Annotated in this window: 13 protein-coding genes; 10 read left to right on the forward strand and 3 right to left on the reverse strand. The window is 63.3% G+C overall.

Going from position 1 to position 25,193, the window contains the following annotated elements:
* Positions 1 to 22: 22 nt before the first annotated feature.
* The 9 genes from A5764_RS04280 (at position 23) to A5764_RS04320 (ending at position 20,091) form a co-directional block, all read left to right on the forward strand.
* A complete protein-coding gene (locus A5764_RS04280; RefSeq protein WP_067109072.1) occupies positions 23 to 2,698 on the forward strand; it encodes a LuxR C-terminal-related transcriptional regulator in 2,676 nt (891 codons plus the stop codon).
* Between the two features lie 467 nt (positions 2,699 to 3,165).
* The gene (locus A5764_RS04285) at positions 3,166 to 4,521 is read left to right on the forward strand and encodes an acyltransferase domain-containing protein (protein ID WP_067109075.1); all 1,356 of its coding nucleotides are present in this window, start codon (positions 3,166 to 3,168) and stop codon (positions 4,519 to 4,521) included.
* Positions 4,522 to 4,605: 84 nt separating this feature from the next.
* Positions 4,606 to 6,354: a thiamine pyrophosphate-binding protein gene (locus tag A5764_RS04290; RefSeq protein WP_067109078.1), complete on the forward strand. Its 1,749-nt coding sequence runs from the start codon at positions 4,606 to 4,608 to the stop codon at positions 6,352 to 6,354.
* 246 nt (positions 6,355 to 6,600) lie between these two features.
* Positions 6,601 to 8,769, forward strand: coding sequence for an aminodeoxychorismate synthase component I (pabB, locus tag A5764_RS04295; RefSeq protein ID WP_067109081.1), 2,169 nt, complete (start codon positions 6,601 to 6,603; stop codon positions 8,767 to 8,769).
* Between the two features lie 64 nt (positions 8,770 to 8,833).
* Positions 8,834 to 9,157, forward strand: a complete 324-nt coding sequence (locus tag A5764_RS04300; RefSeq protein ID WP_156664485.1) for a chorismate mutase — start codon at positions 8,834 to 8,836, stop codon at positions 9,155 to 9,157.
* 430 nt (positions 9,158 to 9,587) lie between these two features.
* Positions 9,588 to 11,129 carry an AMP-binding protein gene (locus A5764_RS04305; RefSeq protein ID WP_067109086.1) on the forward strand — a complete coding sequence of 514 codons (1,542 nt, stop codon included), beginning with the start codon at positions 9,588 to 9,590 and terminating at the stop codon, positions 11,127 to 11,129.
* Positions 11,126 to 11,515, forward strand: coding sequence for an acyl carrier protein (locus A5764_RS04310; protein ID WP_082951478.1), 390 nt, complete (start codon positions 11,126 to 11,128; stop codon positions 11,513 to 11,515). The genes A5764_RS04305 and A5764_RS04310 overlap by 4 nt, the downstream gene beginning before the upstream one ends.
* Positions 11,512 to 18,741, forward strand: a complete 7,230-nt coding sequence (locus A5764_RS04315; RefSeq protein ID WP_067109092.1) for a non-ribosomal peptide synthetase — start codon at positions 11,512 to 11,514, stop codon at positions 18,739 to 18,741. Before A5764_RS04310 ends, A5764_RS04315 begins: the two co-directional genes overlap by 4 nt.
* Positions 18,742 to 18,744: 3 nt before the next feature.
* Entirely contained in the window at positions 18,745 to 20,091 is a 1,347-nt protein-coding gene (locus tag A5764_RS04320; protein ID WP_082951479.1) for a cytochrome P450, read from the forward strand.
* Between the two features lie 33 nt (positions 20,092 to 20,124).
* On the opposite strand, the gene A5764_RS04325 is transcribed toward A5764_RS04320, so the two are convergent.
* Positions 20,125 to 23,010 carry an RND family transporter gene (locus tag A5764_RS04325; RefSeq protein WP_067109098.1) on the reverse strand — a complete coding sequence of 962 codons (2,886 nt, stop codon included), beginning with the start codon at positions 23,008 to 23,010 and terminating at the stop codon, positions 20,125 to 20,127.
* On the reverse strand, positions 23,007 to 23,426 hold the full coding sequence (locus A5764_RS04330; RefSeq protein ID WP_067109157.1) for an MmpS family protein: 420 nt from the start codon (positions 23,424 to 23,426) through the stop codon (positions 23,007 to 23,009). Before A5764_RS04330 ends, A5764_RS04325 begins: the two co-directional genes overlap by 4 nt.
* A 427-nt stretch (positions 23,427 to 23,853) precedes the next feature.
* Here A5764_RS04330 and A5764_RS04335 point away from each other — a divergent pair, with 427 nt between their 5' ends.
* Entirely contained in the window at positions 23,854 to 24,108 is a 255-nt protein-coding gene (locus A5764_RS04335; protein WP_067109101.1) for an MbtH family protein, read from the forward strand.
* Positions 24,109 to 24,174: 66 nt separating this feature from the next.
* Here A5764_RS04335 and A5764_RS04340 read toward each other — a convergent pair whose 3' ends face one another.
* Positions 24,175 to 25,140, reverse strand: a complete 966-nt coding sequence (locus A5764_RS04340) for a prephenate dehydrogenase dimerization domain-containing protein (RefSeq protein ID WP_156664487.1) — start codon at positions 25,138 to 25,140, stop codon at positions 24,175 to 24,177.
* Between the last annotated feature and the right edge of the window lie 53 nt (positions 25,141 to 25,193).

Genomic DNA, 25,193 nt, shown 5'->3' on the forward strand with positions numbered 1-25,193 from the left:
AAGTGGTTGGGCGTGGCCCATAGTGGGGCGCGACGTCGAATTCCGACGGGCGTTGGCGGCACTGAACAACGGCGAGTTTCAAGGGGTCGCGCTGGTCGGGGACAGTGGGGTGGGCAAGTCGACGCTGGCCCGCATGCTGGCGAAGGCAACCGCGTCCGCCGGGCGGACAGTGCGTTTCGCCTTGGGCACCCAAACGGGTCGCGCTGTGCCACTGGGCGCGTTCTCCCGCGCGGTGACGTTGGGCGTTGCGTACGAGCCAGCCATCATGCTGGCTGCAGCGCACAAGACCCTGGGTCAGGACAACAACCTGGTGGTTGTGGTCGACGACGCACAACTACTCGATCCGCTGTCCGCCACACTCGTAAATCAGCTTGCGACCAGTCGCGCTGCACGCTTAATCGTGACCATTGGTCTGGGGGAATCAGTACTTGACGCGGTGAGCGCTCTTATCAAAGAACGCTTATTGCTGAGCATCCATATCGACCCGTTCACCCGCGAGCAGACCGGGGTACTCGCCAGCGCCGTTCTCGGCGGGCCCGTCGAGGCCCGATTGACCGACGAGCTATACGAACGCAGTTCGGGGAACCTTCTGGTGCTGCGCGGTTTGCTCAGTGCCAGTCGCGACAATGGGGCATTCGCCCGCACGGACGCTGGGTGGCAACTACGAGGGCCGCTGCTCGCAGACCGCGAACTTCACGATCTCATCGAGTTCCGGCTGCGAACCCTCGCGCCCGAGGAATTGGAGGTCGTTGAGTTCCTGGCCACGGCGGAGTTACTGGAGTGGGAGGTGCTGAGGGAGATCTGTGACGCCGACGCGGCGGCGCGTCTCGAACGCCGCGGCATGATCCAGTTGTTCGCCGACCGATCACAGACGATGGCGCAGTTGAACGACCCCGTCGTCGGTGAAGTGGCACTTGAGCAGGCCGGGGTGGTGCGGTCGCGGCAACTGAACGGCACGTTGGCACAAGCTGTCCGAAGATATCTGCAAGCCGAAGGGAAGCGCGTGCGCTCACCCGACTTGCGCGGCCGGATCCGGTTGGCGCAGTTCATCATGCGAAGCGACCTTGAGCCCGATCTCGACCTGGTCATCAAGGCGGCGGCGGACGCGATAGCACTGTCGAACTCGGCACTAGGGGAAGAACTGGCCCGATTCGCTTTCGAGCGAGGGGGCGGTCTGCGCGCGGCACTTCTGCTTGCCGAGGCGCTGAGTTGGCAGGGGCGTGGCGAAGAGGCGGAAGCCATTTGCCTGGACGTCGACCTCGACGATGCTGACAGGTGGCTGGTCGCGCGGTGGGGCTGTGCGCGAGCCGCGAACCTGTTTTGGCTTTGCCGAAGTGTCGAAGCGGCCAAACGGGTGCTGGCTGAGGTAAGAGATCGCGTTGCGTCCGAGCCGAGTATCGGTCTCATTTTCGATGCGCTGGAATTGTCTTTCGCATATTTCGGCGGCGATGTTGCGCGGACGGTTGCGAAGGGGCCGGACTTGTGTGGGCCCGATGCGCCACCGGCCGCGACGATTTGGGCGGCGGCCCCGACTGCCAGTGCGTTGGCCTTAACCGGGCGACTGCGCAGTGTTCAACCCATTGTCAACGCTGGGCTGCGCGCCGCGAAGCTGTGCAAAGCGGGGCCGCAGATATTCGGCATCGGGATGGCCGAGCTTGCGGTCCCGACGGCCGCTGGGGATTATGCGGAGGCGGAGCGGGTCTGCAATCGTTACGCCTCCATGGCTGCGGGTTTACCGACAGCTGAGGCGATGGTCCAAGCGATGTTTGGGTTCACGCAGCTTGCCCGGGGCGAATTGCGAAGCGCCTGTAGCTCATTCACACAATCGATCTCGGAGCTCTCCTTTTTCCCGTCGCCCTGGCTAATGCTGGTGGCAGCGCGGCACGCACAGGCGGAAGGCGCGCGGGGAGAGAGTGAGGCAGCCGCTGCCGCTCTACGAATCGCGGAGGATGCGTACGGACCGCATATGGCGGTATTTTTGCCGGAACTCCAGCTCGCCCGCGCCTGGCATCGGGCATCCGTCGCCGACACGGCGACCGCTCAGGCCCATGCCACGCAAGCGGCACAAACTGCCCGAGCCGCCGGGCTGCACGCCTTTGAGATGAAGGCACTGCATACGGCTGTCCGCTTTGGTGATCGCGCGCACGCTGCGCGACTGGAGGAACTCGCTGGAGCGCTGAAAACTTCAATCGCGGAAGCGGTCGCCATGCACGCCCGCGGTCTCGCCCGTCATGACGGCGATCTGATCGATGCTGCGGCGCACCGGTTCGACGATCTGGGCGCCTGTGCTTTTGCCGCCGACGCGTCCGCTCAGGCGGCCAGCGAGCACGCCCGCCGAGGCGACCGCAGCAAGGAAGTCGAGTCGTCGAACTGGGCCTACCGGCTGGCCGGCCAATGTGAACTGCGGACACCCGCGCTCGAGGCCGCGGCGCGCCCGCTTCCGTTCAGCGGGCGTGAGCGCCAGATTGTGATGCTTGTGGTGGCCGGGTTGTCCAACCGTCAGATCGCAGATCGATTGGTTATCTCGGTGCGGACGGTCGAGGGACACCTCTACCGTATTTTTACCAAACTCGGCATCAACACTCGCGACCAACTTGTCCACCTTATAGGCCGGGATCCGTCCGGACGCAACGGGTTACCCGGCGATGACGACGGCCCACTGAACAACGGGCCGCACGACCGCCCCGCCGCTGGCTGAGCTTTCCGACGCGGCCATTTTCGTCGCCGACGGAAAGGCAACGACAACGCAATACGGGCGGGGCGCCGCATCACGAGCGGAATCCCTGTTGCCGTGCGCATCCGAAGCCCACAGGCGCGTTCGGCGTCCATTCATTCACCGAGCGAAACCGGGTATATACGCATCTCCGCCGATTACTAGGCGCGCCATACTCGATCTGCGCGCGTTCACCACTCGAGTCATATCAAAAGCGGCGCCGAGCCTGTCCGGCCGACCATACGCTCGCGCGCATGACATTCATTCCGAACCACGTAGCCGGTCGCTACCGCGTGACGGCGGACTACCCGGTCGCCTCCGCTAAACGCGTTGCGCCCGCCGGCCGGTGGCGGCCGACGACCTCAGCTGGGTTCGCTTCACCCGATCGAGCGGCCCTTCGCCATGCACCGCTCCCGGCTTGCCGGCGGCGCCGTTGCTCGGAGCGTGATGGTGTGACGGGAACCATCGGCGACGCAGCCGTTGTGCATGAGTTGGCACCGCAGCCAAGCACTTTGGTGCTCTTTGGTCGAACCCCGGAACGGATCGCGTCGATGGCCCGCTTGCTGGCACAGTGGCTGACCGGTGCGGGTGCCCGGGTGCGGTTGGCCGACGTCGCCCACACACTCAACCACCATCGCGCCTGGCACCCCCTCTTCGCCACCGTGTGCGCGCGCGACCATGCCCAGGCAATAGTCGGATTGACCGCATTGGCGGAAGGTCGGCCTGCGGCAGGCGTGGTAGGGCCACACGAGGGGCCCTGTGGGACCGGGACCGTGTTTGTCTATTCGGGTGAGGGTTCACAGTGGGCCGGCATGGGTCGGCAATTGCTGGCCGACGAGCCGGACTTTGCGATCGCTCTGGCCGAGCTGGAGCCGATTTTCGTTCAGCAGGTCGGCTTTTCGTTGCAGCGCGTGCTGGCTGCCGGAGAACCGGTGGTCGGGACCGAGCGGGTGCAGCCAGTACTGATGGGTCTGCAGCTGGCCCTCACCGAGTTGTGGCGGGTTTATGGGACGATTCCCCAAGCAGTGGTTGGGCATTCGATGGGTGAAGTGACGGCGGCTGTGGTGACCGGCGCGTTGAGCGTCGCCGAGGGGCTGCGGGTGATCGCAATCCGCTCGCGGTTGATGGCGAGGCTTGCCGGGCAAGGAGCGATGGCGTCGCTCCAACTCGGTGCCGCGAGCACTGCACGACTGATTGCTGACTATCCCGGTGTTGCGGTGGCAAGTTTCTCCTCGCCGCGCCAAACGGTAGTCGCCGGACCGCCGGCGCAAGTGGATGCGGTGATCGCGGCAGTACGACGAGAGAATCGGCTTGCCCGACGGCTGAGCACAGAAGTCGCCGCCAGCACGCAGCAGATGGATTCGATTGCGGCTGAGCTACGGTCGGCGCTGGCTGACATAGCACCCAAAAAGCCGATAGCGCGGTTGATCTCCACGGTGACCGATCCCTGCATCGCCCCGATTCTCGACGCCGAGTATTGGGTGGAGAATGCGCGCCGGCCGGTGGAATTCCGCAAAGCTATCACCATCGCGGGGCGTGACAATGCCACGTTTATCGAAATCAGTCCGCACCCGGTTCTCACGCACGCTGTCACCGAGACACTGGGCGGTACGCATCACCACAGCGTCGGAACACTCTGGCGCGACGGCGATGACACGGTCAGCTTCCGCACCAATGTCAATGCGACGCATAGTATTTACCCGCCCGAGACGCCGCACCCCGCGGCACCGCGTCCAGTGTTACCCACCATGCCTCCGCGGCGCACGCCCCTCTCGATCAGTGCCGCGCGGGTCGAGGACCGGCGCTGATCACGTGCAATTGCATGCCGATGCGGGGCGACGGGCCCGTTCCCTGCATTCGATCACGCTAAGACGCTATTGAAGGATCGAAGGATGCCCGGAAAGCAGCGGGTGGCCGACCACATCGTGGGGTACCTCGCGACAGTCGGAACCGACCACATCTTCGGCGTCGACGGCGCCAACATCGAGGACCTTTTCGACGCGGCATTCCTGCGCTCGGATGTCACTGCCGTGTTGGCGAAGCACGAATTCTCTGCCGCTGCGATGGCCGACGGCTACAGCCGCAGCGGCAGCGGCTTGGGTGTCGTTGCGGCGACATCCGGCGGAGGTGCGCTCAACCTTCTTCCCGGCCTTGGCGAATCGTTCGCCAGCCGCGTTCCGGTATTGGCTGTCGTGGGCCAGCCGCCGACCACGATGGATGGGCGCGGCAGCTGTGAGGACACCAGCGGTCGCAACGGGTCGCTGAACGCGGAGGCGGTGTTTTCTGCGGTTTCTGTTTTCTGCCGACGCGTGTTGACCCCTGCCGACATTGTCTCGGCATTGCCGGCCGCGGTGGCCGCGGCGCGAGCGGGCGGGCCCGCAGTGCTGTTGTTGCCCAAGGATGTTCAGAAGGCATATTTGCGGCCCAGCGCTTGCGTCAGAGGGGAAGCTGTCGAGCGGCCTCGCGCTATTGGTGACCCACATCCCATCGTGCAGGCGCTGCGCAGGGTGCACGGACCGATCACGATCATCGCGGGCGAGCAGGTGGTTCGTGAGGATGCGCGGGCGGAACTGGCGGCGCTGCGGGCGGTGCTCCGCGCGCGGGTGGCGGTTGTTCCTCATGCTAAAGACGCTGCGGGCACACCAGGTTTCGGCTGCTCGTCGGCCCTCGGCGTCACCGGCGAAATGGGCCATCCCGGTGTGGCCGAAGCGGTGGCCGGCAGCGCGTTGTGTCTGGTCGTGGGCACCCGGCTGCCAGTGACGGCGCGCGCCGGGCTCGAGGATGCGCTGACGAAGGTGCACACACTCTCGATCGGGGCGGAACCACCATATATACCGTGCACCCACGTCCACAGCGACGACCTGCGCACATCGTTGCGAACTCTGACAAGTGCCCTTATCGGCCGCGGACGGGCTGCGGGCGTTCGAGTTCCTGATGCGGTATCGCGCGGGGAGTTGAGTCCGCCGCGGTTCGACGGGCCGGGGGTACGTTACCGCGATGCCATGAACGTCCTTGATCGCGTACTGCCCGACGGTGTCGACATTGTCGTTGACGGCGGTAACACCGGCGCGGCGGCCGTCCACTACCTGCCTGTGCGGCGCATGGGCCGATTCGCCGTCGCACTGGGAATGGGCGGCATGGGGTTCAGCTTCGGGGCCGGTATCGGGATGGCGTTCGCCCGCGCGAAGGCGCAGGCGCCGTGTGGCCGCGTGGTGGTGATCGCCGGAGACGGTGCGTTTTTCATGCACGGCATGGAGGTCCACACGGCCGTGCAATACCGGCTGCCGGTGACGTTTGTGTTGTTCAACAACAATTCTCACGCGATGTGCGCGACCAGCGAGAAATTGTTCTTCGGCGACCGGCACAGATACAACCGGTTCACCGCCAGTCGGCTCGGCGCCGGTCTGGCCGCCATGTTTCCCGGTCTTGCGTCGGTCGACGTCACGGACAGGGACGGATTCGGCGCGGCTATGCGCACGGCCCTCGAGGTCGATGGCCCGTCAGTGGTGAGCGTCGAGTGTGCGGCCGAGGAGATCCCCCCGTTCGCACCGTTTCTCGAACCATTGACATCGAAAACAGTTGTCCAGAAGGGGGATTCACTCCCTCAAGGCAGCAACGGAGTTGCTGCCAACGCTCGCTGATACCGCTGCACTACTCGCACAGTTGCGCCGACATCGGCTGAACCCGTGCAGGAGGAAATTGTTGCTACCCGCAGACGAAGGCATCCCATCCCGCGGTAATTACCGCACGCCGAGTTGCGCCGAGAGATTACTCTATCCGGCCGGCCACGCCTCTCTAATCGAGCCAATTGTGGCTAGCTCGATTGCAGCGGCCATAGGCTTCCGGCTATCGGGCGTCTCGACCACTACGCTGGGGAGGATTAAGCCGTGTCCATTGTGATCATCGATAATTATGATTCGTTCACCTACAACCTCTTTCAGCTCGTCTCGAGCGTAGCCACCACTGACGTTCGAGTGATCCAAAACGATGACTATCTAACGTGGCATTCGATCGATTTTCTTGCAAGCCTCGATGCGTTGATCATCTCGCCCGGTCCGGGGCGGCCGGAGTTCGAGTCCGACTTCGGCATCAGCCGGTTAGCCCTCGGTTATGACGTTCCCCTGCTCGGTGTCTGCCTGGGGCACCAGGGGCTTTGTTACTGGGACGGAGGCGCTGTAACGACCGCGCCCGAGCCATGGCACGGGCGGATCAGCTCCATTGCGCACGACGGTAGCGGGATATTCGCCGGAATACCGTCACCTTTCCTCGCCACCCGATATCACTCCCTTATGGTGGGCGACGTGCCGGATTCCTTTCGGATCACGGCTTGCACGACGGATCGTTCTGGCAAGAAGCTCGTCATGGGCGTGGAGCACCGCACCCGTGCGCAGTGGGGTGTCCAGTTCCACCCGGAGTCAATCGCAACGCAGTATGGGCGCGAATTAGTAGACAATTTCCTGCAGTTGGCTCGTTGTCGCTCGCGTCGACGCATCTCCGTTAAGGCTTCGGGCGCACGGGCGCACGCCGAGTGTCTGGCTCTGCCCGCCGACGGTCCGACCCCGACAGGGCGGTTTCAGCTGATCAGTCGGCGACTGCTGCGGCGACCCGATTGCGAGCAACTGTACTCACAGCTTTTCGCCAACCAGGAGGGCGCATTCTGGTTGGACAGCTCCCGTGTCATCGAAGGGCTGTCGCGCTTCTCAATCCTCGGTGGATGCGGCCCGCTCGGTGAGTGGGTGACCGCGGAGGCCAATAGTGGCGTGACGGTCCGTGCTGGCAACGGCGCCATCACTCATCTTGAGCAAAGCATTTTCGACTATCTCAAACAGCAAACCGCCGAGCGGGCTGTGACTGCACTTGATAATGAATGTGACTTCGCGCTCGGGTACGTCGGCTACTTGGGATACGAGATGAAGTCCGAATGTGGCGGCGATGCCGTTCACCAATCCGACCTGCCCGATGCCGGATTCGTGTTCTGTGATCGCGCCGTGGTGGTCGACCACAACCTCGGTCAGACTTGGCTGCTGGCCCTCGCGTGCGAGGACGGCGGCGACGAGGCTCAGGCGGTGTCGTGGCTGGATGGGGCGGAACGGGCCGTGCGCGAGTCGCTCAACGGCCGGTGCGTCGAGTCGGAACACAGCTCGGCCCGGGCTTTCGTCCCCGTGATTGAACGGGAACCTCCGACCAAGTACGCCAGCAACATCAGACAATGCATGAAGGAAATCCGTGCCGGGGAGACCTACGAAGTCTGCTTGACGACAACCCTAACGGTCGACGCCACAATCGACACCCTGGAAACATATCGCGATCTTCGGCGGCGCAATCCCGTACCCTACGGCGCGCTCCTGCAGTTTCCCGCAGTTGATGTGTTGTGCGCATCTCCGGAGAGATTCGTGAAAATATCCGCCGACCGCGTGGTCGAAGCGAAACCGATCAAAGGCACTCGCCGCCGCGGCTGCACCCCCGACGAAGACGCGATGCTGGCTTACGAACTGCGCACCGCGGAAAAGGACCGGGCGGAGAACCTCATGATCCTCGATCTGCTCCGCAACGATCTGGGGCAGGTTGCCAAGGTGAATTCCGTGCATGTCCCTCGAATGTTCGCCGTCGAGACCTACGCCACGGTTCATCAGTTGGTCAGCACGATCAGAGCCCGGTTGAGGGACGACGTGTCGCCAGCTGAATGTGTGCGAGCGGTTTTCCCGGGTGGATCCATGACGGGCGCGCCCAAGCGGCGGACGATGCAAATCATCGACAGACTTGAGGGCGGCCCTCGCGGGATCTATTCCGGCGCTATCGGATACTTCTCCCTCTCGGGGGCCGTCGACCTCAACATCGTCATCCGGACGATGGTCGTCCACGATGGTCGAATCACCATCGGCACCGGCGGCGCAATAGTCGCTTTGTCCGACGCCGAGGAAGAATTGGCGGAAATACAGCTCAAAGCGCATGCCCTCGTGGAATCCATACGAGCGACGGCCCGAACCATCGCTTCCCATCCAGAGGCGGGGGACGCCGAAAAGGAGGCCCAGGAGAAGCGGCGCGTTGATGCCTAGGTTGTCCTGCACGCCGAGGCATTTCCCGGCTCAACTCACCCGGTGATAGAAACGGAGATTCGCCGTGAAAGATAATCGTATTCCAACGGCAGATGTCGGCGTCGCGATGGGGAGTTGCCGTCAGCGCCTTGATCAGCTCGATACGGCCATGATCGCGGTAATTGCGCAGCGCATGCGGTTGTGCGCAGAGATCGCGGAGCTGAAGCGCAAGGAAAACATCCCGATGATGCAACCACACCGACTGGACCACGTTCGCGCGAAGTCCATCAAGGAGGGCCGCAAGTTGGGCCTCGACAAGGCCTTCGTTGAGCGGCTTATCGATGTAATTACTCAGGAATCCTGCCGTTTGGAAGACGTGATTATCGGCGATGACGGGACTCGTAGTTAACGCTACCGCTTTCGCGGACAAAGGAGACGCCGGCTGTGTTGCTGATCGCTCTGCGAATGGTCCCAGTAGGAAGTGCCGCACGATCCGACGAAGTCGCCGACCGCGCCCATGCCTTCCGAGACCGTTGGCGGCCGTGGCCGCCACGCACCGACCGTCAGCCATCACACCCGTTGTGGCACAACACATTAACGTCATGCGTTGCCCCGACCGATGGCATCGTAGACACCGTAGCACCCGCGTTCCGGACAGCAGTTTTGCGCCATCCACTCAAAGCAAACGCCCCAATACTCGACCTGTCTGGGCTAACTACTCTACCGGTTTCAAACGTGCTGCCACGAGTTGGAAGGACCATAGGCTCCTCCGCAATAGGTAGTCCTGTCATACGAATAACGCCAGACGTGTAAGCAATTCGTTTAGCTCGAGGTGAGTGATGAAATCCGAAAGTGCAGTGCTGCAGTCAGTTTCCGAAATTGCCGTCGGTTCGGTGTTTGTGGACCTGTGCGAGCGGATCGAGGGTAGGTCGACTGCCCTACCTGTCTTCCGTGCCGGCGAGACGCTGGACGCAAGAGATCTGGTGGCCGCCGCCCGGCGGAAGGCCGCAGTTGCGCCGGACCTGACCGGCACCGTCGTCCCGATCCTGGTCGACCAGCCGCATGACGTGCTGACCGCCGTTCTGGCCGTAGCGCTGGCCGGCGGAGTGCCGTTGGTGCTCAACGGACCCCGACCGTATGAGTCCGCGGATTCGGTGCGAAACCGAGCCAACGATGTCAGCGAATCGGTCAACGCCCGATTCATCTACAACCACGGAACGTGGCAGCACGTGTCTGACCGGCCGGTGCTTGACATCGCTCAGGAAGACGTCGCCTATCTGCAGTTCAGCTCCGGAAGTACCGGCAGTCCGCGGCCTCTGCGGATCTCCAATCGCGCCGTCCGTGCGCAGTTGCGAATGATTGCAGATGCCGTGAACGTGACGCCGGATTCTGTGGGTGGGTCGTGGCTGCCGCTGTCGCACGACATGGGCCTTGTGAGCGTTCTGCTCAGCCTGTCGGTTGGCTTCCCACTGCTGTTATGGAGGCCCGAGGAGTTCATGATCGCGCCAGCGCACTGGCTCGGGCAAATGGCAGAGCACCGAGTGGGATTCTGGCCGGTCATTCCTGCCGGACTGCACATCGCCACCAAGGCGCTTCAGACGCGCGACGTGCGCCTCGACGCGTTGCGATCCGTGCTCGTCGGCGCGGACGTCATACGTCCAAAAGTATTGGCCTCCTTCGAATCTGTCGCCGGCTGCGCGCCGGGAGTGGTGCGGCCCTGCTATGGCCTCGCAGACGCGACGTTGATGGTCACCTGCGCGCCACCGGATCGGCACTGGCGCACCGTCGCAGTTCCAGGCAGCTCCGGGCAGGATGGCCGTCCGACCGAATTGATGTCCGTGGGAGCACCCGCTCGTGACACCGACGTGTGGATCGAAGTTGAAGGACAACGGGTGGGTGAGTACGTCATCGGTGATGTCGTCGTGCGGTCGGCGTCTAGGTGTTCAGGACCCTTCGGAGGCGAGGTCGTTCCGCCCTCGAGTCCGGTGCATACCGGGGACCGCGGGTTCTTGGCCGATGGCGAGCTCATCTTTACGGGCCGTACGGCCGAGGTCGTCCGGGTCGCCGGCGAGGATTTCTTGCCGACCGAGGTGGAGGAGTTCGTGATCCGGAATGGATTCTGCAAGGCGGGACGAGTTGCGGTGGTCGGTATCGACCAAGACGCAATGACTCAGATGGTCGCCGTGATCGAAGACGATTCAGCGGCTGGGGATGACGCCGCGGCAGCAAGCGTGCGTCGCGATCTGTTGCGTGCCGCAAGGCAGGCGGCGCTGCCGTTGACGGGGGTGCGATTCGCACCGAAGAACTCGCTGAGCAGGACGACAAGCGGGAAGCTGCGCAGACGCCGAATCGCCGCAGACCTGATGGAGGCAAGCAAATGACACCGATGAGCGTCTCGCGGACCGATGAACTGGTGATCGGTCATGAGGACCGACCTTTTACCGGACGACTTGGCCATGCCCCACATCAGGATTCGCCCGCAGATAGCCAGCTGTTGACTCGCGAACGAGTGGTCACCGAGGTCATTCGCGCGGTGCGCGCAATGCACACGTCCTTTTCGGAGCGCGAGGTGACGGCAGACACGAACCTCGCCCTGGACCTGGGGCTCGAGTCGGCGTCCAGAGTAGAGCTGCTGCTGGATGTACAGCGCGTACTCGACGTCGCCCTTGACGTCGGCGTAGCGGTGATGTTCGCCGAGTTGACCATCGCTCAACTTGCCGAGCTGATCGTGGCACTCCCGGGAACCAGTATGGATCGATCAAGATGACGATCGGTTTATCGGCCGCACAGGAAGCCGTATGGTTCGCGCAGAGGTTAGTCCCAGATGTGCCCAACAATATCTGCGGCCATCTCGAAATACACGGTCGGGTAGACGATCTCGCGATGGCCGCCGCTTTGCGTCACGTCTGTCGTGAGACTCAGACCCTGCGGGTGACCTTCACCGAGAGCCACGAAGGGTTAAGCCAATCACTGCATGACCCGAACACCTGGGAACCGGATTACTTCGACGTCAGCCATGCGGACAACCCGGCTTCCGCCGCCCGCGGTCTGATCGCGGAAATGACGCGCCGGGCGTTTGACTTGAGCAAGGACATGCCTTTTCGGGCTGGGCTGATCAAACAAAGCCCGTTGCGCCACTCTTTGTTCGTCGTGGCTCACCACATCGTCTGCGACGGGTTCGGGTTGCTCATCGCCGTACGCCGTATCGCAGAGGTGTACACAGCCCTCGAGTCAGGCGTCGAACCGTCGCGATCCAAGTTCTGCAGCCCGGAGGCGATCGTCAAAGAGGATCTGGACTATCGATCCTCCGCAAGCTTCATCTCCGATAAGGAGTTCTGGGAAGACTACACGCGACAGTGGCCGGAGCCGCCGGCCATCTCCGAGCGCCCGGCTTCGCCGCGGGCGTCGACTCTGCACTACAGCCTGACCATCACCGGAGACGATGCCGCCGAGCTGAGAAAAGCGGCGTCTGATATCGGCGTGTCATTTCCTCGGTTCTTGACCGCTTCGTTGGCGGGATGTCTGACGCGAGCTTCCGGCGCATCAGAGATCCCCATCCGACTCTCCTCGGCCGGCAGAATCGGCGTCGCATGGAGCACGCCGTGCTTGCTTGCGAACGGTGTTCCGGTGCGGGTAGATGTGGCGCCGGGTATGGGATTCAAGGACTTTGCGCGATCACTCGATGCAGAGATCAGCACGGTGCTCATGCATGGCCGATACCACATCTCCGGAATTCAGCGGGATACGGGCATGCTGAAAAGCCAACGGAACCGATTCGGACCCATTCTCAACGTCCTGCCGCTCTTCGGGAGCCTGGGCTTCGCGGGAAGCGGTGCATCGTTCCAGGGTGCGTCTTTCGGCGCCTGCGATGACCTTGCCATCTCGGTCTACTACGACGCACGACTGGCCGACAACGGCGACGGCGGAGAAGTTCTCGTCCAGATCGACGCGAATGGGCTCTTTTACACCGAACGGGATCTGGCCCGCTTCGGCAATCATTTAGAATCCTTCTTTCATGCCGTCACCGCCGATCCTGATCGGCCGGTCAATCTGATCGAGGTCATCGAGCCGACCGAGCGTGCACTTGTCGTGGACGAGTGGAATGACACGACCACGCCGATACCGGACGCGACCATACCGGAGCTGTTCGCCGCACAGGCAGCGCGGACGCCCGACACACTGGCGGTCGAAGACGACAACGAGGCCATCACATATCGCGAACTTGGCGCACGCGCAAGCGATCTGGCCGCGCGGTTGCTGAGGCAAGGGGCGGGGCCGGAGACCGTTATCGCCGTCGCGTTGCCGCGTTCGGTTCATCTGGTCACCGCGCTGCTGGCCGTCTCCATGACCGGCTCGGCGTATCTGCCGATCGACCCGAACTATCCCAGTGAGCGCACCGTGTACATCCTGAACGATGCCGCGGCACGGTTGCTGGTCACCGACACCGCCACTGCCGCGCTGCTGCCCGATACGGACGCCGCGCCGGTGATCCTGGACACAGAAGAGCCAGAAGAGCCACAAGAGCCAGACGGCATCGGATCTCCTCCGTGGTACGCAGCTTTCGCCTTCAGTGAAGGGGAAAGGGACGCCCTGCGGGCACGGCCGGACAATCTCGCCTACGTCATGTACACCTCCGGGTCAACCGGGCAGCCGAAAGCTGTTGCTGTCACACACCGCAACGTCGTGGCATTGTTCACGGGACTCGACCGGTGGTGCCATTTCACGAGTACCGACGTGTGGTCGTGGTGTCATTCACCGGCGTTCGATTTCTCGGTGTGGGAGTTGTGGGGGGCACTGCTGCACGGTGCGCGTGTTGTGGTGGTGCCTTGGGGAACGGTGCGATCGCCGGGGAAGCTGTGGCAACTGATCCGCGACAAGCGCATCACGGTGCTCAGTCAGACCCCGTCAGCGTTCTACGAGTTGACTCGCGCCGAGCGTGCGTGCCCTGCCGGCACAGGGCATCCCGCCTTGCGGATGGTTGTGTTCGGTGGGGAGGCGTTGGATCCGTCTCGGTTACGCGGGTGGTATCCGGATGAACGGCCGCACGCGCCGGCCTTGATCAACATGTACGGCATTACCGAAGCGACGGTGCACACGACGCATCTGGAGCTGACCAGCGAGCACGCCGAACGGGGCGCGTCCCCGGTCGGTACTCCGTTAGGGAACTGGCGGGTGTATGTGCTCGACGCGGGGCTGTGTCCCGTTCCGGTGGGTATGGCTGGTGAGCTCTACATCGCAGGCGCCGGCGTGGCCCGGGGGTATCGGGGTCGGGCGGGGCTGACCGCGGCGCGGTTCATCGCGTGCCCGTTCGGGACCGCCGGTGAGCGGATGTACCGCACCGGCGATGTGGTGCGGTGGACTGCGGATGGCTTGCTCGAGTATGTGGGCAGGGCCGATCAACAGGTCAAGATCAGGGGCTATCGCATTGAGCCGGGGGAGGTGGAGGCCGTACTGGGGGCCCACCCCCGGGTAGCGCAAGCGGTAATCATCGCCCACGCCGCGCAGGACGGAAGCGACAAGCAACTGGTGGGTTATGTCGTGGCGCGGCCAGAAAGCGTGCCTGACAATAGGATTGACGTTGACGACATGGCGGCGAAGGAGGAACTGGCGGCTGAGCTGCGCCGATTCGCGGCTGTTCGGCTGCCGGAGTTCATGGTGCCGGCGGTAGTCATGGTGCTGGAGGGGTTGCCGCTGACAGTGAACGGCAAGGTTGACCGGCGGGCGTTGCCGGCTCCAGAGTTTGTCAGCGGAGTCCCCTATCGGGCGCCGCGTGATCCGCAGGAAGCGACGCTGGCCGCACTGTTCGCCGAGGTGCTCGAGTTGCCGCGGGTCGGGATCGACGACGGATTCTTCGACCTGGGGGGTCACTCGTTGTCTGCGACACGGCTGGTGGCGCGCATCAGGTCCGATCTCGGTGTTGAAGTGCCGATCCGGGTGATATTCGACGCCCCCACCGTCGCCCAATTGGCCGAATGGATGACCACCCACGACGGCGAGCGCGTCCGGCCACCCTTGCTGCCGCGCCAGCGGCCGCCGCGAATGCCGTTGTCGTCCGCGCAGACCCGGCTGTGGTTCATTTACAAGTTCCGAGGCCCGTCAGCGACCTACAACATCCCGTTGGCGATGCGTCTGACGGGCACATTCGACTCGCCGGCGTTGACAGCGGCGATCGCAGACCTGATAGCCCGCCATGAAAGCCTTCGCACGGTCTTCGCCGAGGATGACGGCACCCCTTGGCAACGAATTTTGCCGGCCGAGGCCGTGGAGCTGCCGGTGCAGCTGAAAGAGGTTGCCGGCGAACAGGAGTTGGTCGACGCAGTCGCCGACGCCGCTCAGTACCCGTTCGACCTGGCCACTCAAATCCCGCTGCGCGCCAGTCTCTTACGGGTCTCGGCGACCGAGCACGTGCTGGTTCTGGTGCTGCACCACATCGCCGCCGACGGCGCATCGCTGATGCCACTTGGGCAGGACCTGGTCACCGCCTATGCCGCGCGACGCGGTGGGCATCGGCCGGCCTGGTTACCGCTGCCGGTCCAGTACGCCGACTACACCCTGTGGCAGCAGGAGGTGCTGGGGCGCGACGACGACCCCGATAGCGTCCTGTCGCGGCAGCTGGACTACTGGCGCAGCGAGCTGGCCGGGGTGCCGGAGCGGATTTCGTTGCCGTTCGACCGGCAGCGGCCGCCCGAGCAATCCTTCCGCGGCGAGCTGGTGCCATTCACCATTACCCCGCAGCTGCTGGAACGGATCGAGCAACGGGCCCGCGAAACCGGGACCACCGCGTCGATGATCCTGCAGGCGGCGTTGGCGGTCCTGCTCCGCAAACTCGGCGCCGGCGACGACCTGACGATCGGTGGGCCGATCGCCGGGCGCACGGACGAAGCACTGACCGATCTGGTCGGGTTGTTCGTCAACACCTGGGTATTGCGGGTTGACACCGCGGGCAATCGCCGGTTTTCGGAGCTCCTCGAGCAGGTGTCTCGGAAGGCGCTCGCCGCGTACGAGAACCAGGACGCCCCGTTCGAACGTCTCGTCGAGCTGCTCAACGTATCCCGATCCACGTCCCATAGTCCGCTGTTCCAAGTGTCGTTCGCACTGCTGAACAATCCTCTGCCCGAGGTGAACTTCTCGGGGCTGAGCATCGACACGCAGCCGGTGCATACCCACACCGCGAAATTCGACCTGTCCATCAGCCTCATCGAACTGTCGCCGTCCCCGGGCGGGATCCAGCCGATGCGGGGGACCATCGAGTACGCCACCGACCTGTTCAACCACGACACCGTCGAAAAGATTGCCGAGCACTACCTCCACATCCTCGAGGTGGTCACTGCAGATCTGGATCGGCGAATCGATTCGATCGAGATCATCGGCGCGGCCGAACGTCAGCTGGTGCTGGCGCAGTGGAATGACACCGCCAAACCAGTACCGCATGCGACGATTCCGGAGTTGTTCGCCGCGCAGGTCGCACGTACCCCGGATCTGACCGCGGTCGAAGATGAGATGCAGGCACTGAGCTTCCGCGAATTGGACGCGAGGACAAGCGCTTTGGCCGCCGAGCTGAAGGCGAAGGGCGCAGACCTGGAAACCGTCATCGCCGTCGCGTTGCCGCGCTCGGCCGCGCTGGTCACCGCTTTGTTGGCGATCCTCAAGACCGGCTCCGCCTACCTGCCGATCGACCCGAACTACTCCGGTGAGCGCACCGCCCACATCCTGGCCGATGCCGCCCCCCGGCTGCTGATCACCGACACGGCCACCGCTGCAGGGCTGCCGGACACCGATGTTCCCAGACTCATGATCGACTCGGTCGAAACCTTGATGGCCGGAGCCCTGGCCTTCGACCGTGGAATCGATTTGCGACCGGACAACCTGGCCTACGTCATGTACACATCGGGCTCGACCGGACGGCCGAAAGCCGTCGCGGTCACGCATCGCGGTGTTATCAACATGGCGCTGCACCACTGGCCGGAAGACCATGCCCGCGACCGCATTTCGGTGACCGCATCGCCGGGGTTCGACGGCTCGGTGTCTGAGACGTGGCCGGCTCTGCTTCGCGGCGGCACATTGGTGGTGTCGGAGGACCACATCAGTATGGCCGTCCTGCAAAGGCTAATCGGCCAACGGGGCGTGACGTCGGTGTTCATGCCGACTGCGCTCTTTCACCAGCTGGCCGAAGACGACTTCGATGGCCTGGACGGGGCTGAATTGCTGGAGACGGCCGGAGACGTGCTGTCGCCCGTGGCGGTAAACAGATTCCGCGCCGTCCATCCCCAGCTGGCGCTCATGAACGCGTACGGGCCGACCGAGGCCACCGTCTGGTCGACGACTTACTACGTTCCCGCGGCGAAGGGATTCGACGGCACGTCGGTGCCGATTGGCGTTCCGTTGGCCAATGTGCGGGCGTTTGTGCTGGATGCCGGGTTGTGCCCGGTCCCGCTGGGAGTGCCCGGTGAGTTGTATCTGTCCGGCGCGGGTCTGGCACGAGGTTATCGGGGCCGCGCAGGTCTGACCGCGACTCGGTTTGTTGCGTGTCCGTTCGGCGCTCCCGGGGAGCGGATGTATCGCACCGGTGACGTGGTGCGGTGGACCGCGGCAGGGGTGCTCGAGTACGTGGGACGCTCCGATGAGCAGGTCAAGATCCGCGGGTTCCGGGTGGAGCTGGGCGAGGTGGAGGCGGCGTTGACCGCCCATCCCCAAGTGGTCGAAGCTGTGGTCGCGGCGCACGCCGGCGCTGGACTCGGCGACAAGCAGTTGGTGGGTTACGTCGTAGTCAAGCCGGACTCGCGTACCGATGTCGGCCACAACGGCGAGGCCGTGGAGTTGCCGCTGCAACTGCGACGGTTCGCGGCGGACCGGTTACCGGAGTTCATGGTTCCGGCAGCGGTCATGGTGCTGGATGCGTTGCCGCTGACGGTGAACGGCAAAGTCGATCGCCGCGCGTTGCCTGCGCCGGAGTTCGTCAGCGCGCTGGCGTATCGGGCGCCGCGTAATCCGCGGGAAGGGGTGTTGGCCGCACTTTTCGCCGAGGTGCTCAAGTTGCCACGGGTCGGCATCGATGACGGGTTCTTCGACCTGGGCGGTCATTCGCTGTCTGCGACGAAATTGACGGCCCGCATTCGGGCGGAACTGGGTGTCGATGTGCCCATCCGGGCGGTTTTTGATGCCCCCACCGTGTGCGAGCTGGCCGCATGGCTGTCTCAGGATCACGCATCCGACTCTGTGGATCCGTTCGCGACAGTCTTGCCGCTTCGGATGGAGGGAAACAAGCCGCCAGTGTGGTGTGTCCACCCGGCGGGTGGGGTCGCCTGGGGTTATCGAGGGCTAACCAAATACCTTGACGACCGGCCCATCTACGGGCTTCAGGCGCGGGGCGTCGACGGCACGACGCCGTTCGCCACATCGATTCCGGCCATGGTAGATGACTACCTCGAGCACATCCTCGCCATCCAGCCGGAAGGGCCCTACTTCTTACTGGGTTGGTCCTTTGGCGGAGTGGTGGCGCACGCAATGGCGGTGGAGCTCGCCCGGCGTGGGCACGATGCCCCGGTACTCGGACTGATCGCCAGCGTTCCGAGATACGAGGACGATCCGGTATTGATGACACAGTTCTTCGAGACGGACACGCGCAGACTGATCAACGCGTGGGCAACCGAGCGCTATGGAATTTCGATCGACGATCCCGAGTACAAGACCCTGGCGGATACCGTTATCGCGTTGACCAGAAATAGCGTCGACATCCTGCAGGACTTCATATCGCCTGTCTACGAAGGTCGTTCGCTGCTGTTCATACCGACGATCCATGAACCGAGATCGCCAGAAGAGTACTTTGCGGCGTGGACACGGCACTTGCGGGGACCTATCGCTGTGCACGAGATCGAGAGCCGGCATTCGGACATGGACATGCCCGAGCCCATGGCGTTGATGGGTCGTGTGCTCGAACGCGAACTAAATGCTTGCGACCCAGAGTTCAATTTGCCCGCGACCGCACGGAGGTGAGTCATGGTCGATACACAGCACCCAGTGCACGACGCCGTGCCGGGCGGACCCGGGCTCGCGCAGATGCTCAAGTTTGGCTGGCGGCTGCAACACCGCGGAGACGCCGCGTTCGACGAGTTATTCGACCGCTACGGCGATGTCGTCTGGGTGTCGTTGCCCCCTGTGCTGTCACGGTGGTTCATGTCAGCCGGTTCCCGGATGGCCTTGGTGCGGGACCCGAAATTGATCAAGCCGTTGTTAATGGCGCCCGGGGAGGTCGTCGACGCCACGGAGCCGCACCGGATGTTGGAGGCTCTGTGGGGCGATCGGTCCCTGTTCGTTCTGGATGCGCCGTCGCACCACCGCATGCGGAAAGTGATGTTGCCGCGTCTGAGGGGTGACGCATTAGCGCAGTGGCGCGAGTTCATCGCGACGAAGGTCGAGCGTGAGGTCGAAGGATGGTTCGATCAGCCGACGGTCACCATGTATGCATGGCTGCAGGACCTTTCGCTGGAGCTGATCCTGAAGATAATGCTGTCGGTGCCGGATGACGAGATGCCACAGTGGAAGTCGGCGTGGCGGGACCTGCTCAGGACAGTGACTTCGGGACAGATCGCGGTTCGGGCCGCGCTCCGGTCGGTGGGAGCAATGCGGTTGTGGCCGCGGTACCGTCGCGAGTTGCGGCGTTGCGAGCGGCTGGTGTACGACGAGGTCGCCCGCCGTCGACGCCACCCCGACCAGGAGTACGACGACGTCGTCGACCTGTTGCTGCGGGCCGACGGTGAACCCGTGTCCGACAAAGAGATCCGCGACCAGGTTTTCGCCATCATGATAGGCGGATACGATCCTCCGGCGGCGCTCGGTAGCTGGGTGTTCGAACGGCTGGTGCGTCATCCGCAAGCGCTTGCCGCGGCGGCCGCGGAGGCCCGCGACGGCGGGGGGCAGACGACGTACCTGGACGCGGTGGTGCACGAAACGCTGCGGGTGCGCCCGCCGTTCATGTTCGTCGCGAGGCTCATTCGCGAACCGCTCACGTTGGGGGAGCATTACTTTCCCGCCGGCACGATGCTCATGGTCGTCATGTCGGCCGTGCACCGGATGCCGGAGCTTTACGACGACCCCGAATCGTTCAAACCGGAACGGTTCCTGCAGCAGCGACCGACCTTCTACGGCCACATACCTTTCGGCGGCGGCGAGCACCGCTGCCTCGGCGACCGGGTGGCAATCTTCGAAGTCACCCATGCTGTCGCCACGGTGTTACGACTGGTCGATCTCCAGGCGGTGCATCCCGAGAACGAACCGATCCGTCTCGAGTCCGGCGTTCGCGTTCCGGGCAAGCACGGCGTTGTGCGCGCCAGCCCGGCCCGGTAGACGGGGGTCGCACCGGGTTCTGCCGGGCCCTACCTACCGCGGTGTTCCCGCCAGCAAGGAACGCACCAGCGGACGGGGTCCATAAGGTCGAAGCATTGAACTTGCGGGGCGCGGCCGCACGACTTGCGGCCACCAGAACCAGCGTCCGAGAAGCGCGGCAATCGACGGCGTCATGAAGCTGCGCACCACCAATGTGTCGAACATCAGGCCCAAACCGATGGTGGTGCCTACCTGGCCGATGATGCGGAGGTCGCTGACGATCATGGACGCCATGGTGAAAGCGAATACCAAGCCTGCGGAGGTTACGACCTTGCCGGTGCCGGCCATCCCGCGGATGATGCCGGTGTTAATACCGGCCCCCAATTCTTCTTTGAACCGTGAGACCAGAAGCAGGTTGTAGTCGGAGCCAACGGCCAGCAGGACGATCACAGACATCGCGAGCACTTCCCAGTGCAGGTCGAGGCCGAGAATGTATTGCCATAGGATCACGGAAAGTCCGACGGACGCGCCCAGCGACAGTGCCACCGTGCCGACGATGACGAGGGCGGCGATAAAGCTGCGGGTGATGATGAGCATGATGATGAAGACAAGGCAGAGGGCGGCGACTCCGGCGATCATGAGGTCGTATTTGGAGCCGTCCCACAGGTCTTTGACGGTTGCTGCCGTGCCGGTGAGGTAAATGTTCGCGTCCGCCAGCGGAGTCCCCTTGAGCGCTTCTTCCGCCGCGGTCTTGATGGCGTTGATGTGAGAAACGCCTTCCAGACTCATGGGGTCGCCCCGGTGCGAGATGATCATTCGCACCGCCTTCCCGTCGGGCGACAGGAACAGGCTTTCCGCGCGCTGGAAGTCCTTGTTCTGGAAGACCTCTGGAGGAAGGTAAAAAGAGTCGTCGTTTTTCGATGCGTCGAAAGCCCTACCCATGGCAGTGGTGTTCGAACCGGCCTCGTCCATCGCACCCAGGAGCCCGGACGTTGTGCTGTACATGGAAAGCATCAGGCTGCGCATGCTCTCCATGGAGCTGATGAAAGACGGGAACTGAGCGAGCAGTTGCGGAAATAACACGTCGATTCGATCGAGATCTTTGACCAGGGCGTGAAACTGATCGCTAATCGAATCGATACCGTCCAGCGCATCGAATACCGACCTGAAAGACCAGCAGATGGGAATGTCGTAGCAGTGCTTTTCCCAGTAGAAGTAACTGCGGATCGGCCGCCAGAAGTCGTCGAAATCGGCAATGTTATCGCGTAACTTGTCTGTGACGACTTCCAAGTCTTTCGTCCTACCGACGATGCTATGAGTCGTGTCGTTGAGGGCTTGCATCAATGCGTACATGCGCCTCATCGCCGAGATTGTGTCGGCCATATTGTCAGCCTGCTTCAGCAAGTCGTTCATGCGCAGCTTCTGCAGCTGCGTGTTCTGCACTTGGCCGGCGTTTTGCATGCTGAGCAGGAACGGTATGGAAGTGTGCTCGATCGGGGTTCCCTCTGGCCGAGTTATCGTCTGCACCATGGCAATGCCCGGAACGGCGAAGACCGCCTTGGCCAACCTGTTCAAGACGAGAAAGTCCGTAGGGTTGCGCATATCGTGGTCAGTCTCGACCAGAAGAATCTCGGGCTGCATTCGCGACTCGGGAAAGTGCCGTGCCGCGGCCGCATATCCCTGATTGGCCGGAAGGTATTTGGGTATGGAAATTCGGTCGTTCAGGCTGACTCTATATCCGGGCAGGGCTAACACGCCGATCAGGGCAACAGCGCACGAGGCGGTAAGAATGGGCAGCGGCCAGCGGACGACCGCAGTACCCAGCCGTCGCCATCGCCCAACCTTGATGACCCGCTTGGGGTCGAATATGCCGAAACGGCTGCCGGCTGCGATAACCCCCGGAACCAGCGTCAGCGCCGCCGCGATGGCGACGAGCAGGCCGATTGCACAGGGCAACCCCATGGGTCGGAAAACTGGCAATCGGGCAAAGGAAAGGCAGAAAACCGCTCCGGCGATAGTCAAACCGGATGCCAAGACGACATGCGCGACGCCGCGGTAGGTGGTGTAGAAAGCCGTTTCTCGGTCCTCGCCCGCCTGACGTGCCTCTTGATACCGTCCGATGAAGAAGATCCCGTAGTCGGTGCCGGCGGCGATGCCTAGGGACACCAGCAAATTGACGGTATACGTGCTGAGGCCGACCAGTCCATGATCGCCGAGGAATGCGACGGTCCCGCGCGCCGCCAGCAACTCGACGCCGACCATCAGCAACAGCAGGATTACCGTGACGACCGAACGATAGACAAGCATCAGCGTCGTGAAGATCACTGCGAGCGTCACGATCGTGATTTTGGCGACCGCCTTATCGCCACTGTGCGACATATCGGCGGTGAGCGCTGCGGGACCGGTGACGTAAGCCTTGATTCCCGGGGGCGCCGGCGTCCGGTCCACCATCTTCCGGACGGCTTCGGCCGATTCGTTGGCCAAGGCTTGGCCCACGTTGCCGGCGAGGTTCAATTGGACGTACGCGGCCTTACCATCTGCGCTCTGCGCGCCTGCCGCCGTGAGCGGATCGCCCCAGAAGTTCTGGATGTGCTGCACATGCTTGGGGTCCTCTTGCAGCTCACGAATCAAAAGGTCGTAGTACTTGTGCGCGGCCTCGCCCAGAGGTTGCTGGCCTTCCAGGACGATGAGCGCCACGCTGTCGGAATCGGATTGCTTGAAGTCCACGCCCATGCGCTTCGCCGCCTTGACCGACGGCGCGTCCTTGGCGGTCAGCGATGCTGAATGCTCTTTCTCTACTTGTTCCAGCGAGGGAACGCCAATGGTCACGGCGACGACGATGGCCAACCAGGCCAAGATGATGAGCACCGAAAACCGATGGATCGACCGAGCGACGAGTGGTGGCCTGGTCGACGGGGGTTCGGCGAATGGGTCCCTCATGCTGCCTTCAGCAGGCAATAGGCGAGGGCGCTCGCTTGGTGCGTGACCTTTTCGGCTTTGACCACTCCGTTCACCACAATGCGGCAGCCGATGGTGTCACTGTCCCCCTGAGCCACAATGTTTCCCACCACCGCCAGAGCGTTGGTCTTCAATTTCAACGTCCATGGCAGGGTCGCTGACTGGACAAGCTGCGGGTCACCGTTGACGTCGAAATAACTGATGCTCGCCACCGTGCCCGGTGCGCCGAAAACCTCGTAGGTCAGTTCCTTGGGATCGACAGGGATGGGATCGTTCACTTTGCTGTCGGCATACGAGGGGCGCTTCTCGGAGCCGAAGACGCCGTGCAGTCGCGAGACGGTAAGTCCGCCACCGACGATCACCACGAGAATTACCAGCGGAATCCAAAGCTTCCGCAGCACACCGGAAATCGCACCGCCCCCTCGTCCCCTGCGTGGCGCCGTGGAGCGGCCGCGGCGTGCCGGCACACGCTGGCCGCGAGCAGTCGCTGTCTCGAATAAAGTGGGTGTCGCAAACCTCGTCATGCGGCATCTACTTCCCACGAGCCGCGCCGCGCGGAGCGCGGATGCGATGGATTAAGCACGCTGTGGTCTCCGGTTCGACGGGTTGATCGACTGCTTGCTGATCCGGCTTACGCGATCGTATTAGTCGGTGGAGTGGTTAGCGGCTTGCTTAATGAATGGAAAGTAGGGGCCGCCGCCGAATGGAGTGTCGTGGCCGTCAAAATCGAGTAGTGCCGGTCGGAGACTCGTTATTCGAACGCTGGAATACTCCTGTCGGCTTTCGGTAGCGTGCATTGCCTCAGCTAGACGGGACGGAGAACTAATGAGCATCAATCCGTTCGACGATGATCAGTCGGGCTTCCTCGTTCTGGTCAACGACGAGGATCAACACAGTTTGTGGCCGGCGCTCGCAGCTGTTCCGGCCGGCTGGCGGGTGGTTTACGGCGAAGCGGACCGGGCGGCGTGTCTGGACTACATCGAGCAGAACTGGACCGATATCCGCCCAAGGAGCCTGCGCGAGAGCCTTACAGAGGGCCTTGCAGAGGGCCTTACAGAGGGCCCCAGTCCCCATGCTTGACCCTTCGTGGGTCGGTTGCCCGACTTGATCACTGGGCCGGAAACTTATGCGGCGCACCGCTGCGCGCTACGGCCCTGATCCAGTGGATCCGCTCTGTGCAGCGAGCTTATCGAACACCCCTTGACAAAGCTCTGCCAGCGGAACTTGGCCGTCGCCAAGCCAATTGGCGATGGAGCTGATCGCTGAGCTCAAATTTCCGGTCGCGGCGAGTCGGCCGATCTCGGCTATGTGCTCGATCAGGTCCGCACGGACCTGTTCCGCGTATGGGTTTGACCGTTGAATGTCTTCGTAGACTTCGGGTGGTTGAGTGACCATGCGAGCCAACAACATCAGCTGCTGGCGGCACGGTGGGGGAGCCACTTCAACGACTCGCTGCCCGCTGAAGCCGGCACCCGCCAGCGTCAGCCCGTAGGCCAAGGCCGCTGCGTGAACGCCTACTTGGATGACTGCGGCCAGCCGGTCGTGTTCACCGGCATCCGCCAACTGCACCACCACCATGCCAATGTGCCGCAACAGATCCAGGAAATCGTCCTGGCGCCCCCGGCGACCGCCGGTGATCGAGAGAACGGGCCGATCCACTGGAGAAAGCGAGGGGGCGAACATCGGGTTGATGCTCAGGATCGAGGGGCCGGTCGGGCTCCAGACCGCCGGCAGCGGCGACTTGACTGAGGCCGTGTCGACAACCAGTGCACCTGTTTCTACGACCGCGATCAGCTGCGGCAGCGCGGCGACCAGCGCGTCCTCCGGCAGCGCGCAGATGACCAACTCTGCTGATGCGAGCACCGATTTCAGGCGGGGCTCGATCGGTTCGGTCGCGTCGGCGACCATTCGCGCCGCTTGGTCCGGCTCGTCGTTGTCGTTGTCGTTGACACTGTCGCGGGAATGCAGATCCACGATGGTCAGCGATTCGACGTGGTCCGAGACAACCGAACGCATCAGCTTTCCGACCCCTCCGTCTCCGAAAAGGACCGCGGGTCCGAAAGCCAGCCCCGTCAAGGGTTTTTCGGCCACGAAGTGAATGTACCAGCCCAATCGGCGGCCGCGGCAGATCCGTTGCGGCGCTACGTGGGCTCACCGCCTGATGC

The organism is Mycobacterium sp. 852002-51057_SCH5723018 (assembly GCF_001667035.1).
In the GTDB taxonomy this organism is placed as follows: domain Bacteria; phylum Actinomycetota; class Actinomycetes; order Mycobacteriales; family Mycobacteriaceae; genus Mycobacterium.

Bases quoted from the DNA above. Each gene is read 5' to 3' on its own strand.
- A5764_RS04310 (WP_082951478.1), top strand. From the start codon at position 11,126: ATGACACCGATGAGCGTCTCGCGGACCGATGAACTGGTGATCGGTCAT.
- A5764_RS04320 (WP_082951479.1), top strand. From the start codon at position 18,745: ATGGTCGATACACAGCACCCAGTGCACGACGCCGTGCCGGGCGGACCC.
- A5764_RS04305 (WP_067109086.1), top strand. From the start codon at position 9,588: ATGAAATCCGAAAGTGCAGTGCTGCAGTCAGTTTCCGAAATTGCCGTC.
- A5764_RS04290 (WP_067109078.1), top strand. From the start codon at position 4,606: ATGCCCGGAAAGCAGCGGGTGGCCGACCACATCGTGGGGTACCTCGCG.
- A5764_RS04335 (WP_067109101.1), top strand. From the start codon at position 23,854: ATGAGCATCAATCCGTTCGACGATGATCAGTCGGGCTTCCTCGTTCTG.
- A5764_RS04315 (WP_067109092.1), top strand. From the start codon at position 11,512: ATGACGATCGGTTTATCGGCCGCACAGGAAGCCGTATGGTTCGCGCAG.
- A5764_RS04325 (WP_067109098.1), bottom strand. From the start codon at position 23,010: ATGAGGGACCCATTCGCCGAACCCCCGTCGACCAGGCCACCACTCGTC.